Origin of the sequence: Melghirimyces profundicolus (genome assembly GCF_003054245.1) — a bacterium.
GTDB lineage: Bacteria > Bacillota > Bacilli > Thermoactinomycetales > DSM-45169 > Melghirimyces > Melghirimyces profundicolus.
On sequence record NZ_QBKR01000044.1, the window covers coordinates 1 to 16,000 of the forward strand.

General features: G+C 50.8%; 13 protein-coding genes and 1 pseudogene. 8 read left to right on the top strand and 6 right to left on the bottom strand.

What is annotated here, in order from left to right; all coding sequences use genetic code 11:
* Positions 1 to 497: 497 nt before the first annotated feature.
* Positions 498 to 1,691 carry an 8-amino-7-oxononanoate synthase gene (bioF, locus tag C8P63_RS17995; protein WP_108026616.1) on the bottom strand — a complete coding sequence of 398 codons (1,194 nt, stop codon included), beginning with the start codon at positions 1,689 to 1,691 and terminating at the stop codon, positions 498 to 500.
* Between the two features lie 279 nt (positions 1,692 to 1,970).
* Between bioF and C8P63_RS18000 the strand changes: the two genes are divergently transcribed.
* From C8P63_RS18000 to C8P63_RS18025, 7 genes are all read left to right on the top strand, one after another.
* Positions 1,971 to 2,339, top strand: coding sequence for a YndM family protein (locus C8P63_RS18000; RefSeq protein ID WP_108026619.1), 369 nt, complete (start codon positions 1,971 to 1,973; stop codon positions 2,337 to 2,339).
* A gap of 107 nt (positions 2,340 to 2,446) precedes the next feature.
* Positions 2,447 to 2,614 carry a hypothetical protein gene (locus C8P63_RS19285; RefSeq protein ID WP_170109750.1) on the top strand — a complete coding sequence of 56 codons (168 nt, stop codon included), beginning with the start codon at positions 2,447 to 2,449 and terminating at the stop codon, positions 2,612 to 2,614.
* Positions 2,615 to 3,367: 753 nt separating this feature from the next.
* On the top strand, positions 3,368 to 4,543 hold the full coding sequence (locus C8P63_RS18005) for a CotS family spore coat protein (RefSeq protein WP_108026622.1): 1,176 nt from the start codon (positions 3,368 to 3,370) through the stop codon (positions 4,541 to 4,543).
* Entirely contained in the window at positions 4,544 to 5,701 is a 1,158-nt protein-coding gene (locus C8P63_RS18010; RefSeq protein WP_108026625.1) for a glycosyltransferase family 4 protein, read from the top strand. It begins immediately after the preceding gene.
* A 200-nt stretch (positions 5,702 to 5,901) separates the two neighbouring features.
* A complete protein-coding gene (locus C8P63_RS18015; RefSeq protein ID WP_108026628.1) occupies positions 5,902 to 6,957 on the top strand; it encodes a glucose-1-phosphate thymidylyltransferase in 1,056 nt (351 codons plus the stop codon).
* Between the two features lie 14 nt (positions 6,958 to 6,971).
* Entirely contained in the window at positions 6,972 to 7,931 is a 960-nt protein-coding gene (locus C8P63_RS18020) for an NAD-dependent epimerase/dehydratase family protein (protein WP_108026631.1), read from the top strand.
* A complete protein-coding gene (locus C8P63_RS18025) occupies positions 7,928 to 9,226 on the top strand; it encodes a UDP-glucose dehydrogenase family protein (protein WP_108026634.1) in 1,299 nt (432 codons plus the stop codon). Before C8P63_RS18020 ends, C8P63_RS18025 begins: the two co-directional genes overlap by 4 nt.
* Positions 9,227 to 9,505: 279 nt before the next feature.
* Here C8P63_RS18025 and C8P63_RS18030 read toward each other — a convergent pair whose 3' ends face one another.
* Positions 9,506 to 10,168 (bottom strand): LytR/AlgR family response regulator transcription factor, encoded by a 663-nt coding sequence (locus C8P63_RS18030; protein ID WP_108026637.1) that lies wholly within the window; start codon positions 10,166 to 10,168, stop codon positions 9,506 to 9,508.
* 220 nt (positions 10,169 to 10,388) lie between these two features.
* Between C8P63_RS18030 and scpC the strand changes: the two genes are divergently transcribed.
* On the top strand, positions 10,389 to 11,897 hold the full coding sequence (scpC, locus tag C8P63_RS18035) for a succinyl-CoA:acetate CoA-transferase ScpC (protein WP_211308313.1): 1,509 nt from the start codon (positions 10,389 to 10,391) through the stop codon (positions 11,895 to 11,897).
* Positions 11,898 to 12,310: 413 nt separating this feature from the next.
* On the opposite strand, the pseudogene C8P63_RS18040 reads toward scpC, so the two are convergent.
* The 4 genes and pseudogenes from C8P63_RS18040 to C8P63_RS18055 all read right to left on the bottom strand — a co-directional run.
* Positions 12,311 to 12,570 (bottom strand): annotated as a pseudogene (locus C8P63_RS18040) (transposase); the annotation flags it as partial.
* Between the two features lie 295 nt (positions 12,571 to 12,865).
* On the bottom strand, positions 12,866 to 14,200 hold the full coding sequence (locus C8P63_RS18045; RefSeq protein WP_108026644.1) for a helix-turn-helix domain-containing protein: 1,335 nt from the start codon (positions 14,198 to 14,200) through the stop codon (positions 12,866 to 12,868).
* Between the two features lie 392 nt (positions 14,201 to 14,592).
* Positions 14,593 to 15,486, bottom strand: a complete 894-nt coding sequence (locus C8P63_RS18050) for a 3-hydroxyacyl-CoA dehydrogenase family protein (protein WP_425437336.1) — start codon at positions 15,484 to 15,486, stop codon at positions 14,593 to 14,595.
* Between the two features lie 67 nt (positions 15,487 to 15,553).
* Positions 15,554 to 16,000, bottom strand: a 447-nt coding sequence (locus C8P63_RS18055; protein WP_245921027.1) for an enoyl-CoA hydratase-related protein, incomplete at its 5' end; no start/stop codon positions are given.

A 16,000-nucleotide genomic window follows, 5' to 3' on the forward strand; every position in this document is an offset into this window, starting at 1 on the left:
CGGGGCACCCGGGTGAACACCTTTCCGTCCACCGGAGACGGATTGTCGAAGTATTCCCCTCCGAGGGGGGCCACCCACTCTCCTCCGATGAAATTCTCGTACTGGGACTTGTACCGGACCGAACTTCCTTGCGTATTGGGCGCCGACACTGCAACACTCATGAGAAACCAACCTCCCGGGTGAAATTTTTCATATCCCCACACGGGGATCTTGCACCCGGAGGTAGTGCAAAAATAATGCCAGACGAAGAAGATCGATACGGTCGGGTTTTTTGTTCCGAGCTTTGTTCACTGAACATGTCCATGCAACATTTTGATACAGATTCCTCACCTTGTGAGCCGGTGTGCGGATATCAGAAGGCCAATAACGACGACAGACTGCCGGAGGAAGCCCACATTTCCTTGCAGGTCTACAGCCAAAACTGCAAAGAAAAAGCCGGATCTGCGGTAAAGCAGACCCGGAAGAACGTGTGGATGAGAAGACCGATCGATCCTGTCTCACCCGACTTGCTCAACAAGCCCCATGGACTCGCCCAGTCGGATGACAGTATCGGCACAGCGATCCAGATCCGCCGGGTCATGGTTGGCCATGAAAGAGAACCGGATGCGGGCGGTCCCGGGAGGGACGGTTGGGGGACGGATGGCCAGGGCATGGATTCCCTGTTCCGCCAGTGCCTCACTCAACCGCAATGTCTCCGGAGCGCCGCCGATGACCAGGGGGAGAATGGGGGAAGAATGCGAAGGAATGGAAAACCCGGCCTCCCGGAGCTTTTCACGAAAACGGCTGCTTTTTTGAAACAGTTGCTGCCTGAGCTGCGACCCTTCGCGCACGAGGGACAACGCCGCCCGGATGCCCCCGATCACCGCGGGAGGCAGGCCGGTGGTATAGATCAGGCTGCGGCTGGTATTAAGTAAGTAACGGATCCACTTTCGGTTCCCCGCGACATACGCTCCGTAAACCCCGAAAGCTTTGCTGAAGGTGCCCATCTGCAGATCCACCCGGTCATGCACTTCCAACATATGGGTCACCCCCTCGCCCTCCGGCCCGTAGACGCCTCCTCCATGAGCCTCATCCACCATCAGGGCGGCACCGTACCTTCTTTTAAGTTCCGCCAGCTCCTTCAGCGGGGCCAAGTCCCCGTCCATGCTGAAAACCGTGTCGGTGACAATCAGCTTTCGCTTCACCCCCTCCCGGTCGGCTTGCTTCAGCAGCATTTCCAAATGGTCAGGATCGTTGTGCCGATAGATGTACTTTTTCGCCCCGCTGAGACGGATCCCGTCAATGATACTGGCATGGTTGAGTTGGTCGCTGAACACGGCGTCCCCAGGGGTCAACAGGGCCGACAACACCCCCAGGTTGGCCATATATCCATTGGAAAAGAGAAGGGCGGATTCGGTTCCCTTCCATTCCGCGATCTCCCGTTCCAAACGGCCGGTCTCTTCATCGTGGCCGATAATCAAACGGGAAGCGGCAGATCCCGCCCCCCGTTTCGCCGACGCTTCTTCCGCCTCGATGATCCGGGGATGGCCGGCCAGGCCCAAATAGTTGTTGGAAGAGAAGTTGATCAGGCGTTTTCCCTCGCGGGTCAACGCAGGGTAAGCCGCATCGGAAACCGGTCGGAGACTTCTTAAGAGACCCCTCCGGTGCAGCTGATGCAACTCGGCCCCAAGACACTCATCCCAGTCCGACACCGGAAAATCCCCCTTTCTTTCAGCCGGATCGCCTCGATTGTAAACTTATAAATATATTTGGTTTACAATTTGATCGTAACACGGATGCCAGTCGTTCATCCAGTGCGATTTTTTAGAAAAGTAAAATCCTCTATGTTCCAGATCCCGCGGCCCCAGGATGCCCGGAATCCTCAGGTCACATCTCCTTCTGCGAACAGGGAGACCGAGAACCGGGTGTATAGTTTTTTCTCTTCCAGGAGAAACAACTGAATAAACAATCATAGCTGGAGATGATCCAACATGAGACACTTCATCGCATTGGTTCTGAAGTTCGGTTTGACTACTTTGATCCTTTGGATCGTCTTGGGGGCTTTGTACGATGTTCCCTTTACCGATGTATTTTTGATCAGTACCTTTTTGACGCTCCTTGGTTATTTGGGGGACGTGTTTCTCTTACCCCGGGTCGGGAACGTAATTGCTGCGATCGGCGATTTTGGACTGGCTTTGATCACAGTCTGGTTCATGGGCATCTATCGCTTTGATGCAGATGTTTCCCTCATGGGTGCCTCCTTCGCCAGTGCAGCCATGATCGCCCTGGGAGAATGGTTTTTCCACAAGTACATGAAAAACACCCTTTTGGACCGGGAGGCCATTCGTTCTTCATCGTAAGGAACGTTACCCCTTTTTGGCCCAAAGACACCCCTGAAATTCCTTTTCGCCGGTTTGTATATTCAGCCATCCCGCGTTACATGATACAGGTCAAATGAAGAATGAAAATGAAAAAGAAACAACCGCGGGAGCCGAAAGAAAACAAGGTGCAAGAAGATGAAGAACTGGGACTGGACTTGGAAGTTCCGTCCAACTATGAAAACAGCATGAGTGGGCACCCCAAAAGTATGACCGGATTCGAAGTGCGCAAGTCACCCGGACGAATGGGACCCTGATGCACGACTCCGAAACAGATCATCGGCATCTGCTTAAGCCCATCAAAACGACCGGACTTCGCGGAAGTCCGGTCGTTTTTTCCACTTTTGCCCCATGGGAATGACGCTGCCCCGCCGGGCAGGACAGTAACGTCGCTGTTTCGGGTAAACGCTTCCCTTCTTCTGAGTCTGACAATCAATCACAATGATTCCATAAACTGTTGCGCGTATTTGGGCCGAAACCAACCCGGATTATCTGATGGTTGACTTCGAGACCTTTGAAGCCATGGATCGTAATGATCCATTCCGCTGAGACGGATCCACCATTCATGGGCATCCCGATTCTCTTTCATCGCAAGCAGAATTGAAGTCCGGAGGTGAAAACCTCTGGACTTCTTTTGTCACACCCATATCAAATCAAAATATCAGCAGTGGGATCCACTGACAGCGGATAATTCCATTCCAGGAATCACCCGCTCAACCCATCACCGAAGGAGAACATCGGTTCGATATTTTTGGTGTCGTCGTCATACCGGTACCCTTCCCTTATGTTTCACTTTCCCACCTTACGCCCGGAACCGTTTGATGACTTAGAAGGAAAGCACCGGAAGGCAAGGATTTGCCATTCTTATAGACAAATGACGGAGGCTACTTGTCCGTTTCGTCGTTCATCTGCCAAGAATACACTGTATTGCACAAGGGTCCATGGAAAAAGATACGGCTTTCGATCGGACTTCGTTCCTTTTCCGATTTATTTTTTCAGGAGGTTAATGCATGAAAGATTATCAAATTGAGCCTTGGGACAACGTAAAAAAAGTGAACTTGGACACCTACATCCCTCCCGAAGTGGAGAAGATCGCCAAAAAGGTCATGGCTCATTACAATATGAAGGTTCGGAGCAGGAAACTGATCACTTCCAAACCTGACAAGGGTGGAGCCATCTGGAAAATAGAGACCAACAAAGGCCCCCGCAGTCTAAAACTTCTGCACCGCGCACCTGCCCGAAGCAAATTCAGCGTATATGCCCAGGACTATATCGTTAAGCAGGGCGCAAGAGTCCCCGCCTTGGTTCGTACAAAAAATAAACAACTGTATGTTGAAATGGGAGGGAAGGTCTGGATTGTCACCGACTGGATCCGGTCGTTGAAACAGGCTTCCAAGATCAATCTGAAAGGTGCCAAAGAACTGTGTCACGGACTCGGAGAGTTCCACAAACACTCCAAAGGTTACCTTCCGCCGGAGGATGCCGTCAAAGCTTCCCGGTTGACCCGCTGGCCGAAATACTATGAAAAAGTGAGAACCAAGATCGGTTGGTTCCGGGAACTGGCAAAAGCCTATAAAAACCTGCCGGCCAGCAAGCGGCTGTTGTCTCTGACCGACCGGTTTGAAAAGCAAGCCTCTGATGCTTTGGCACAACTGGAAAAATCCCCTTATTCAAAAATGGTGGCCAAGGGAGAAGCCCATTGGGGGCTCGTTCATCAGGATTATGGTTGGTCCAACGGTCAGCTCGGCCCCGGCGGTCTGTGGGTGATCGACCTGGACGGCGTTTCCTACGACCTGCCCATTCGCGATCTGCGCAAATTGATCACCAGCACCATGGAGGACATGGGGTACTGGGATTTGAAATGGGCCCGCGGCATGATTAATGCCTACCACAAAGCCAACCCCATTGACGCCGAAACCTATGAAATCCTGATGATCGATCTCTCCCTGCCCAATGAATTTTACAAACATGTGAAAGAGATGCTCTATTATCCTGAGACGTTTCTCAAAAGAGAAGCCGATCCCGTGCTGAACGGTGTGATGAAATGCGAAAAAACGAAGTGGAAAGCCCTCAAACAGCTGTGGAAAGATAAAAGTAAATTCAAATCCGGGAACTACACCGGGACGTCTTCCCGCAAAAAGAAGAAAAAAAAGCGGAACAAAAAGAAAAGAGGAGGCAAGTCTTAATTGAAGGTTTTGATGATTTCGACGGAAAAACTGCCGGTCCCCCCCGTTCGGGGCGGTGCCATTCAAACTTACATTTCCGGAATTGCTCCCCTGCTGAGCCGCAAACACGACCTGACGATTCTGGGAACTTCCGACCCCGGCCTTCCCGAGCGGGAAAAGAAAGGAAAGATTCGTTATGTGCGTGTGGAGGGCGGTTATCTGGATGTATACAAAAGAGAAGTGGTTAAATATGTGAAAAAGCACAGAAAAAAATTCGACGTCATTCATATATTCAACCGTCCCCGCCTCGTTTTGCCCGTCCATAAAGCCGCACCCCGGGCCCGCATCATCCTCAGCATGCACAACGACATGTTCGACCCCGAGAAACTGGATCCGAAAGAAGCGAAACAGGTCCTCAAAAAAGTGGAAAAAGTCGTCACCATCAGTGATTATGTCGGGAGAAGGATCCGGGAGCTTCACAAAGCGAAACCCTCAAAGTTCCGCACAATATACTCCGGAGTTGATCTTCAGCGTTTTACTCCCTGGGATCAATCGAAAAAAGCGCTTCGAATCCGCAAAAAACTTCGCAGACAGTATGGGCTGGGCTCCAAAAAGGTGATTTTGTACGTCGGGCGGATCTCCCCCAAAAAAGGGGCCGACATTTTGGTGCGGGCCATGAACGAGCTGAAAAAACGCCATCCGGATATCGCTCTCGTCGTTGTCGGCGGCAGATGGTTCAGCGACGACAGAGTGAGTGATTACACAGCCTATGTTCGGGCTCTTGCCAAGCGTTCGTCCGTTCCCATCATTACGACCGGTTATGTGTCCGGTGACAAAATCCACGAATGGTTCTGGGCCGGAGATGTGTTTGTCTGCACCTCCCTTTGGCAAGAACCCCTGGCCCGCGTTCATTTCGAAGCCATGGCCAGCGGGCTGCCGTTTATCACCACGAAAAGAGGGGGTAATCCGGAAGTGGTGGAGAAGCGTAACGGTATGGTGGTAGACCGGCCGGAAGATCCAAAAGCGTTTGCAAATGCGCTGAGCAAGCTCCTGAAGGATAAATCCAAACGTCGGCAAATGGGTCGAAAAGGGCGTTCCCTGGCCGAGAAAAAATACGGCTGGAAACGGGTGGCCAAAGAAGTGGGGAGCGTTTGGAAAGCTGGACCTTCAAAAAGGTAGACTGCGGGAAATGCCCGCAGTCTTTTTGGTCGGGCGCCGCTGTGTGAACCGGACAGATCCGTCCGGATCCACTGTGAAGCGCCATTTTTACATCTCATCGAGATAGCGGCCGTGTCCTCTCTGATGTCAAAGACATAGTTTGCTTGTATATGAATCGCTGAACGAATTTGCAAGAACCCGACAATCAGGAGAGTGAAGACATGAAGGGATTGATTCTCTGTGCGGGAAGGGGGACCCGCCTGCGCCCGTTAACGTATTCTCAGCCGAAGCCTCTGCTTCCTGTGGCCAACAAACCGGTACTGGTCTATGCCTTGGAACAGCTTGCCCGTACAGGGATCGAGGAGATCGGAATTGTAATAAATCCTTTTCAGGAAGGCATCATTCGCCATCACATTCGCATGGCAAAGCCCCGGAATGTTTCCGTCACCATGATTCATCAGGAAAGACCGAGGGGGATTGCGGATGCCGTGCGCCAGGCAGAGGATTTTATCGGTCAGGATCGGTTTCTTTTATTATTGGGGGACAATCTGATTCAGCAGTCATTAAACGGGTTGAAGCAAGATATCAGACAATCTGGAAGAAACGGCTCCATTCTGCTGGCCAGGGTGAATAATCCCCGCGAGTATGGAATCGCTTCCATCGAGGGAGACCGGATTGTCCGGCTGGAAGAAAAACCAATATCGCCGCGATCCAATCTGGCCGTCATCGGCGCTTATGCATTCGATTCCCGAATCTTCACCGCGATTCATCAGATCTCTCCTTCCGCAAGGGGGGAATACGAAATCACCGACGCGATCCAGTGGATGATCGACCATGAAGGTTCCATCTCATATTCCCTGACGGATCAGCACTATTCGGATGTGGGAACGGTAAGCCGCTGGCTGGAAGCGAATCATTGGAAGTTGAATGAGCTTTCAGCCGGCCGCAGTATGATCGATCCGACATCGACGGTAAAAGATTGTACGATCATCGATCCGGTGATCATCGGGGAAGGATGCACCCTTGTCGAATCCACCATCGGTCCCTATGTGTCCATGGAAGCGGGAGTCAAAGTCGACCGATGCCGGATTCGGAACAGCATCCTGTTGGAAAAGGCACAGTTGGAAAGGATTTCAACCCCGATCGACCGCAGTGTGTTCGGGCGCCATGTCCGGGTCGGCTGCCCGGCATCGGATGAAGCGTCCGGCCGGTTCATCTTGGGTGACGGGTCCTCCATTTACCTTCACCCGGGAGAGTTAGGATCCGGGAAGCAATAAAAGGGGGAGAGACAATGAAATCTGCATTGGTTACAGGTTGCGCGGGATTTATCGGCTCCACGCTGACAGAAGCGTTGCTCGCACACGGTTATCATGTGACAGGGATTGACGGGCTGACCGACAACTATGCCGCGTGGATAAAAAGGAAGAATATGGAGTCGTTTATCCGGCATCCCCATTTTCGTTACATCCCGGGCGATCTGCAATCGTTAAACCTGAAGGATCTGCTTCGGGGGATCCGCCATGTCTTCCATCAGGCAGCTTTGCCGGGGGTCCGATCCAGCTGGGGAAAAGATTTTTCCCGATATATAAACCACAACATCTCCGGCGTCCAACAATTGTTGGACGCCGTCAAAAAGAGTCCGGTGGAAAAAGTGGTCTATGCATCATCCTCTTCCGTTTACGGCAACATGAACGGACCGACGGACGAATCACGATTGCCCGCACCGTTCTCTCCTTACGGAGTATCCAAATTGGCCGGTGAACATCTGTGCCGGCTGTATCACGACAATTACGGGGTTCCTGTTGTCTCTTTACGCTATTTCACGGTATACGGACCCCGGCAGCGACCGGACATGGCCTTTCACCGCTTCATTCGCAGCATCCGGAACGGGACACCGATTCACCTGTACGGTGACGGCGAACAGACCCGGGATTTCACGTACATCACAGACGCCGTGAACGCCAATCTCCTGGCGGCGGAAAAGGGCCGTCCCGGTGAAGTTTACAATATCGGCGGGAGTTCCAGAATCGAATTGAACAAAGTGATTTGCCTGCTGGAATCCATTCTGGGCAAAAAAGCGGTCCTCTGCCATGAACAGAAGCAGCCGGGTGATCCGAAGCATACATGGGCGGAAATCGGAAAAGCGAAAGCGGAGCTGGGATATATCCCTTCTGTTTCGCTGTCGCAAGGCTTGAAGCAACAGGCGGTCCATCTTGAAAAAATCCTGGAGAGCCGGGAGGGACACTCATGAACATTGCTGTGATCGGGACCGGATATGTCGGACTCACCACCGCCCTCATGCTCTGCGAACTGAATCACCAAGTGGTTTGCGCCGATACCCATACGGCGAAGTTGAAGCAGCTGAAAAGCAACCGTCTTCCGTTGCACGAACCCGGGCTGAAAGAGGTGCTCAACAGGCATCTCTCCCGCCGCAGCCTCTCCTTCACTTCAGACACCGGGCAAGCGGTCAGAGAGAGCGACATCCTTTTTATCACGGTGGGAACACCTTCAAAATCCGATGGATTCACGGATCTCAACCAAATAAAAAAAGTCGCCGAAACAATCGGCCTGAATCAGAACGGGTATAAGATCGTGGTGAACAAAAGCACCGCCCCGGTTGGTACCTGCCAAAACATCCATCGCTGGATCCTGAAGCGGCAACCACGGTATATCCCCGTGGATGTGGTTTGCAACCCGGAGTTTCTCCGGGAGGGCAGCGCTTTGTATGATGCACTTCATCCGGACCGCATTGTGATCGGATCCGATAATACGGAAGCCGCCCGGTCTGTCCGGGACTTGTACGACTCCATTCCATGCCCCAAAATGATGACCGGACTTCGAACGGCTGAACTGATCAAATACAGTGCCAATGCTTTCCTGGCCATGAAGATATCCTTCATCAACGAGATCGCCCGTCTATGTGATTCCCATGGTGTCGATGTTGCGGATGTGTCGACCGGGATCGGGCTGGATCGGCGGATTGGTTCCCGGTTTTTGAAAGCCGGGATTGGATGGGGAGGATCCTGCTTTCCGAAAGATCTGGCTTCTCTGGGGCATATGTTCGAACAGGCAGGCCTTTCTCCCCGGATTCTGCAAGCGGTCCGGCAGGTGAATGAAACACAGGTGGAATATTACCTGCGGCGACTGGAGGAAAGATTGGGCGACGTCAGGGGGAAAACCATTTCCATTCTGGGAATTGCTTTCAAACCCGACACAGACGACATCAGGGAAGCTCCGGCGATTAAAGTCATTCAGGCTCTTCATCAAAAAGGAGCATTTCTCAGAGCCTATGACCCCGTGGTTTTCAGGCATCGGAACCCGGCCGGACTGCCGGTGACCGTTTGCGGCGAAATGAGTGAGGCTTTTGAAGACAGCGATTGTATCTTTCTGATGACGGAGTGGAAGAATTTCCTTCATTTCGACTGGAAATCACACCGACATCGAATGCGCACCCCACTCATTATCGACGGGAGAAACGTTCTTGACCAAAAGGCCCTGATCCAATGTGGATACCTCTATTACGGTATGGGAAAGGCTGGTTTATAATCTCATCGCAAGGGCCTCATCATTGAACAGTCGGCTTCCTTTACAGTGTTTCTCTGCCCTCAACCGGTGCCACCAACCCGACCTTAACCACCGTTGCTTTGGCCATTCGGACAGCCGATCACATTGATAAAAAGGATGGTTAATGTTTTCCCTTCCAGGTCTCTTCAATTTTGTTTTCTTCACCCAAACATCCGGTGAGGTGATGGATCCCTCTGAAAACCGCCTTCTCCCTTATTATCAAGGGTGAAGGCGGTTTTTCATCAAATAGGCTCTATTTGTTTAAAAACCTAAAATCCTTCGGGTATTTTTGAGATAGCTGTTTCCCACGGGTAAAACGCAACCATCCGGCGTTGCCAACTTGATAAGGAGCCTGGAAGAGACATCCCGGTAAATTTTTTCAATATAACCGATATTGATGATATATGACCGATGGATACGGAGAAAGCGGGCAGGCAGCTTCTGTTCCAACGATTGCAGGGTATAGGCTGTGCTGAATGTGCCAAACGGTTCAGATGTGGATGTGAACCACGTTTTCTTTTGGCTGCTTTCGAAATAAGCAATCTCTTCGACCGGTACCGGTTTCCATATATTCTCCCGAAATCCCGTAACAAATTCCAAGGGGGATCCGGTTCGTTTGTTTGGCGGGAGGATTACAGTCAATACTCCCATAAAACCGTCCCGAGTCTCCAGGGGATAACCCATGCCGTGGTAGGGAATTCCGAATACCGAATGATCCACACAACGGTCCACCTGTTTTTTGTACCGGAAGACGAGATCCGATACGCTTCCCCTGGGAACGGTTTGGCCGGCTTGGATGGATAAATCATATTGCCCGGCTTGGTACAAGATATACTTGGACTCGCGGGCAACAGCCAAAGACGCTTCGGAAGGAACCCAGTCCTTAAGAAGACCGGTAACGAGAGAAAGAAGAGATGAATTCAATTGAAAATTCCCTCCAAAGATGAAAATTCACTCTACGTCATTATAACAAAACGGCAGCCCCCATTCGGATCAAAGGCAAGTTTACACTCTCTTATTTTTGTTCGTCCGCAAATATCGCTCTGTATCCTAAAATCCGGACAAGCGATGATCTTTTCTGATACGTTTGATGAAAACGGTTTCCAAACTGATGATTTGAGATCACGGCATTGGGAGGAACATTATGGAACATCGCATACGTAACAGCTTCTTAAGATCACGCGTGATGTCAGCTGATGAAGCTCAGGAGTGGATCCGTGATGGAATGACCGTCGGTGTAAGTGGATTCACCCGTTGTGGTGATGTAAAAGCTGTTCCCCGTGCCTTGGTTAATAATATCCGGAAAACCGGGGATTTACGCCGTATTCACCTTTATTCGGGAGCATCATTGGGAGAAGCGGATTCCTGGTTGAGCTCCAATCATCTTGTGGACCGTCGATCCCCTTACCAAAGCGATCCGGAAACTAGAAAAAGTATTAATCGAGGCGAAATCCGTTATATTGAGCAGCACCTCAGCCATACCGCGGAATCGTTTCGGGACGGGAATGTCGGTCCGATCGATTTGGCGATCGTTGAAGCGGTGGCAATCACGGAAGATGGAGGGATTATCCCTACCACTTCAGTTGGAAATTCCCCCCTGTTCGTACAGCAAGCGAAACAAGTGATTGTGGAAATCAATCTTTCCATGCCTGAATCCCTCATTGGAATACACGATATCTACCTTCCGGAACGTCGACCGTTCCGTTCCCCGATCGACATCAGACAAGTTGACGACCTGATCGGATATCATTATATCCCTTGCGATCCGGAAAAAATCATAGGTATTGTTATCACGGATGAACCCGATTCACCTTCCAGAATGATTCCACCGGACGAAGAAACACAACAAATGGCCGGTTACATTTTGGAATTGTTGGAGCATGAGGTTAGACATGGCCGCTTAACCGACAAACTCGCCCCATTGCAGAGCGGTGTCGGTTCGGTGGCTAACGCGGTCTTCAGTGGATTGGAACAGTCTCCATTCAACCAGCTTGAAATTTACACGGAAGTCATGCAAGATTCTGTCTTTCACTTATTTGATTCCGGTAAGGTCGCCTTTGCCTCGGGTTGTTCCTTCAGCCTTTCCCAAAGGATGAGAGATCACGTTTTATCCTCCTTGCCTCAATACCGGAATCAGATCGTATTGCGTCCCCAGGAAATTTCGAATCATCCGGAAGTGATCCGTCGGCTCGGAGTCATTGCGATGAACGCCGCCTTGGAGATTGATATATACGGCAACGTTAATTCCACTCACGTGCTTGGGACCCATATGATGAACGGGATCGGGGGTTCCGGAGATTTTGCCCGCAACGCCGGGTTAACGATATTTGTGACAAAATCCACGGCCAAAAACGGAAAGGTTTCCAGTATTGTCCCCTTCGTCTCTCACGTGGATCATACGGAACACGACGTCGATATCCTTGTGACGGAACAAGGGATCGCGGATCTGCGAGGGCTTTCTCCACGGGAACGGGCAAAAGTCATTATCGAGAATCTTTCCCACCCATTCTATAAAGATGCCCTTCGCGATTATTTTCAAAGAGCATCCGTTCAAGGCGGCCATACACCTCACCTTTTGGAGGAAGCGTTAAGTTGGCACCGCCAATTCAAAGAAGCGGGGGACATGCGAAAACTCGAACCCTCCGTACTTTAACCTTCTCCAAAGAAAAGCTGTACGGATCAGTGAAACATCTCAACCAGCTCCTGCGAACCGGATTACGTGGCCCCTATCCACCACACAGGCCCAAGGTCATCGATTACGTGCCGGATAAAGAGGTAAAACAAACGGCGTAGCCATTCAGGCTTCGCCGTTTTTCCAATATGGAAGATGTGGAACATTTCGATCCCAACATCATCATCCACCTAATGAAGCAAGGATCGTGGAAGGTACACCCCGGGCCAAAGAACACGCTGAGCTTCAATGGGTTTCCCTCCATGACCTATCTTCTCTCCCATGGGCACCGGCCGATCTCCCCACCGTTGAAAAGCTCGTCAGCGAACGAAAACGTTAAACAGATCTTCAGGAATCGGATGGTGTATTCTCCGTATCAACATCGAAAAATCCTTGTTCGGAACCGAGTCGGTGAGGTTGAGACCGAGAAGCCAACGGTACACCACATGGACACGAATCTCTTTTTCTGATCGACGTTCGGAACAAATCCCGAATAAATCCCCTACGAACATCATTTGAAAGAGAACGACCGGGTCAATCGAGGGTCTTCCATTGTTTTGACAATACAAGGAACGTACCTTTTCCGTGATAAAAGAGAAATCGAGATACTTGTCCACTTTCGGAGCAGATGATCTTCTGGGACCCATTCCTCAATACAGACAAACGTCCGTCATTTTGTTTCGCTTTATTGGAACGTCACACGCCCATCGCCCCGATCCTTTTTCTCCTCTAAATATTGAACGGCAATGAACAGACAAAAAAACAGGCTGTCGAGACTTTCTCGACAGCCTGAAAATACGGGAAATGATTCCCCGTATCTTCCTTAACTACCTCTCGGTTCATCAGTGTTTAATGTGTCAGTGTATTGGGGTTGGGACGGTTTTAAATGAGATACTCCCCAAGCTCCCGTACCAAGGATCAAAGCGGACAAAACAATGATAATCGCCTTCTTACTCCACTTCATCGAAAAAATCCTCCTCTGCTTGTCTTAATTCAGTCTGTACCAGATACATATTTACCATACATTTCTGAAATTCCTGCTCATTCGAATCTTTGTAACATCTGGCCAGACTGTAGAGAGCACGGTGCTCCCGCTTTTTGTACTGATGGGTCTGAGCAAGAGAGAGGGCATCTTGGTAAGCAGCTATCGCTTCCTCTTGTTTCCCGGAGGACTGATGGAGGTCACCCAAGACGAGAAGGGCATACGTCAGACGCGGGGCATCGTTGTGCTCACGGCTGTTCTCAATCCCATTCTGAAGGGCATCCAGGGCTTCACCGATCTGGTTTTTCATCTTGTAAAGCATGCCAAGTCGGATATAAGCAACGGTGACCGTCTTTTTGTTGTCGATTTTCGGTTGAAAGTCCAGAGCTGTCTGGAATGACTGCTCCGCTTGAACCAACTCTCCCAGTTTTATGTAGGTGCTTCCCAGAACGGTTGATAAGGTGAATATGGCATGATAAATTTTATTGATTCTGGCCAGTTCCAAGCCTTCCCGAGCACAACGAATCGCATCTTCCAGCATGCCCATTCGGTAAGACAGTTCGGAACGCAACCAGTAAAATGTTAGCTTGTCCCACACGTTCTCCATCTGGTCCCGCTCATCCCAATTGTCTTCAACGACCCGCCAGGCTTCACCAACTCTTCCCATTCTTTCTAAGTAAAGTCCTTTGTTTGATTGAAGGAGATACCATGCATCTTTCCGATCCCCGTTCCGATCAAATACCTGAATTGCGTTTTCGGTATACTTTAACGCATCGTTCAGGTCGTTTTGCAGGTACCGACAAAGACCCAGTTCCGCCAGACACACTGCATGGATGTTGGTGGATTCAGGAAGCTGGCTGGATAAACGTATCCCCGTATTGAAGCATCGCTCGGCCTTCGTCCACTTTTTCAGGTCCCGGTGGCACTTTCCATTCACATACGAAGCCATGGGAGCCAATGGGTGATCATCAGGATATTTCAAATCTTTCAAATCCTGGAGGGCTCCCTCCGGATCTCCCGATTCACGCTTTAGGTCCGCCATTTGAATATAGAAATGGTCCTTCTCCAATTTCTCCTTTTCGCCCAAGATCAGCTTGGGGATCTCTTCCGGTTCAATTTTCAACTTCTCCAAAAGGTACATGGCCTTCTGCGGGCTTACATGTGGAACCCCCCGTTCTATATTGCTAATGGTTGCCGGAGAAATTTTATCATCCGCCAAGTCTTCCAAACGAAAGCCCTTTTCTTTGCGGATCCTCCGGACAAGTTCGCCCAGCTCATGAATGTCCAGTTTGGATGTGTACATAGTATTACCTCCAGTGAATTCGATGCCCCCCTCCTCCCTCTATCATACAACAATGTTCGATAATTGGAAATATAATTATTTGTATAGTCAAAAAAATAAAAGAGAGCCCAAAAGCTCTCTGTGAATCATCGGGGACTTTTACCGTGGTTACAGCTGGTGTGGTACTTATGGTATTTGGAGTTTAATCTCGACCGGGCTGCAGAAAACCTTTTCCGTCATGCTATAGAGTACAGCACTCTCTGCAGACAGGATCCCCAACCTCAGCATAAAGTTGGGGTTTTGTGGGTTGTGAATCCATTATTCACCACAAGTGAGGAGGTGGATTACGACCATAATCCAGCGCCTTATGGGTATGTTCATAAATCCATAACCGGTTCAGTCCTTGCCGAGTCTCAAGAACGCACCCGATCCTTTTTGTCATAATCATAAAAACCCTTACCTGTCTTCCGGCCCAGCTCCCCTTTCTCCACTTTCTCTTCGACAAATCGGGGCGGGCAGTCATTCGGGTCTTTTGATTCGGCATATTGCTGCTTCATCACATAATGGATGACATCAATTCCGGACAGATCCATCAGTTGGAAGGGGCCTAACGGATGGCGCAGTGCCTTGGTGACAACCAGATCGATATCCCTGAAATCGGCGATGCCCATCTCGTACAGTTTCATCGCTTCCTTCTGCAATGCTCCCAAAATGCGATTGGCCACAAATCCGGAAATCTCTTTCCGCAACAAAACCCCGGTCCGCCCGATCCGTTTGCACAGATCCAGGGTGACCTGCGCCGTCTCTTCGGAGGTTGCATCACTCATCACTACTTCCACACAATCCATCACCAGCGGCGGATAAAAAAAGTGCATATTGCATACTTTGTCGGGCCGGCAGGTGACGTCGGCGATCAAGGAATTGACAATGGTCGAACTGTTGGTGGCCAGGATGGCGTGAGGAGGTGTGAGTTCATCCAGCTTTTTGAATACCTTTCGCTTTACATCCAGTTTTTCAACCACTGCTTCGATGACAAAATCCGCGTCACTCGCCGCTTCCATCAAATCGGCGGAAAAGGTGAGGCGGGAAAATGCCGTTTTCTTGTTCGATTCTGATATTTTTCCCTTGCGGACCCAATCGTCCAGTATCGCTTCCAGTTTTCGCCGGGCATTCTCCAACGCTTCTTGACTGATATCCTGAACCGTTGTTTCAATACCTCCGAGGGCGCACAACATCGCGATTTGATGTCCCATGGAACCGCTGCCGACCACACAGATTTTTCGAATGTCGTCCACTTTCAATATCATACGCTCCTTTTCATTGTTGATTTTCCGTCCCATTCCCTTGGACGATCGAAGACGTTCATCCCGGCGATCATCCTGAACTTTCCTCCTTTTTTTTACGTCTTTGAAACCGGGTTAATCCTTCCTCTGTCTCCGTGCTGTTCACATGAGGCATCCCCAGTTGGCATTCCACCCGCAGCCCCTCTTCCAAGGTGGACCCCCAACCCCTCATCATCGCTTGCTTGTCTGTGCGAAGGGATCCCTGGGGATAAGCGGCCATCTGCGCGGCCAGGGCCTTGGCCCGGGGCAGCAGCGCTTCCGGTTCCGTCAGCTCGGTGATCAGCCCCCATTCCAGAGCCGTTTGTGCATCGATCCGCCGCCCGGTGAGGACCAGGTCCATCGCCCGTCCCCAACCGAGGATCCGTGGCAGGCGCTGGGTGCCACCGTCCACCAGGGGGACATTCCACCTCCTTTCCAGGCAGCCGAATTCGGCACGGGTGGACGCGATCCGGATATCGCACCAGGCGGCCATCTCCAA

Bases quoted from the DNA above. Each gene is read 5' to 3' on its own strand.
- C8P63_RS19285 (WP_170109750.1), top strand. From the start codon at position 2,447: ATGAAAAAGAAACAACCGCGGGAGCCGAAAGAAAACAAGGTGCAAGAA.
- scpC (WP_211308313.1), top strand. From the start codon at position 10,389: ATGGAACATCGCATACGTAACAGCTTCTTAAGATCACGCGTGATGTCA.
- C8P63_RS18000 (WP_108026619.1), top strand. From the start codon at position 1,971: ATGAGACACTTCATCGCATTGGTTCTGAAGTTCGGTTTGACTACTTTG.
- C8P63_RS18045 (WP_108026644.1), bottom strand. From the start codon at position 14,200: ATGTACACATCCAAACTGGACATTCATGAGCTGGGCGAACTTGTCCGG.
- C8P63_RS18025 (WP_108026634.1), top strand. From the start codon at position 7,928: ATGAACATTGCTGTGATCGGGACCGGATATGTCGGACTCACCACCGCC.
- C8P63_RS18005 (WP_108026622.1), top strand. From the start codon at position 3,368: ATGAAAGATTATCAAATTGAGCCTTGGGACAACGTAAAAAAAGTGAAC.
- C8P63_RS18020 (WP_108026631.1), top strand. From the start codon at position 6,972: ATGAAATCTGCATTGGTTACAGGTTGCGCGGGATTTATCGGCTCCACG.
- C8P63_RS18015 (WP_108026628.1), top strand. From the start codon at position 5,902: ATGAAGGGATTGATTCTCTGTGCGGGAAGGGGGACCCGCCTGCGCCCG.
- C8P63_RS18050 (WP_425437336.1), bottom strand. From the start codon at position 15,486: ATGATATTGAAAGTGGACGACATTCGAAAAATCTGTGTGGTCGGCAGC.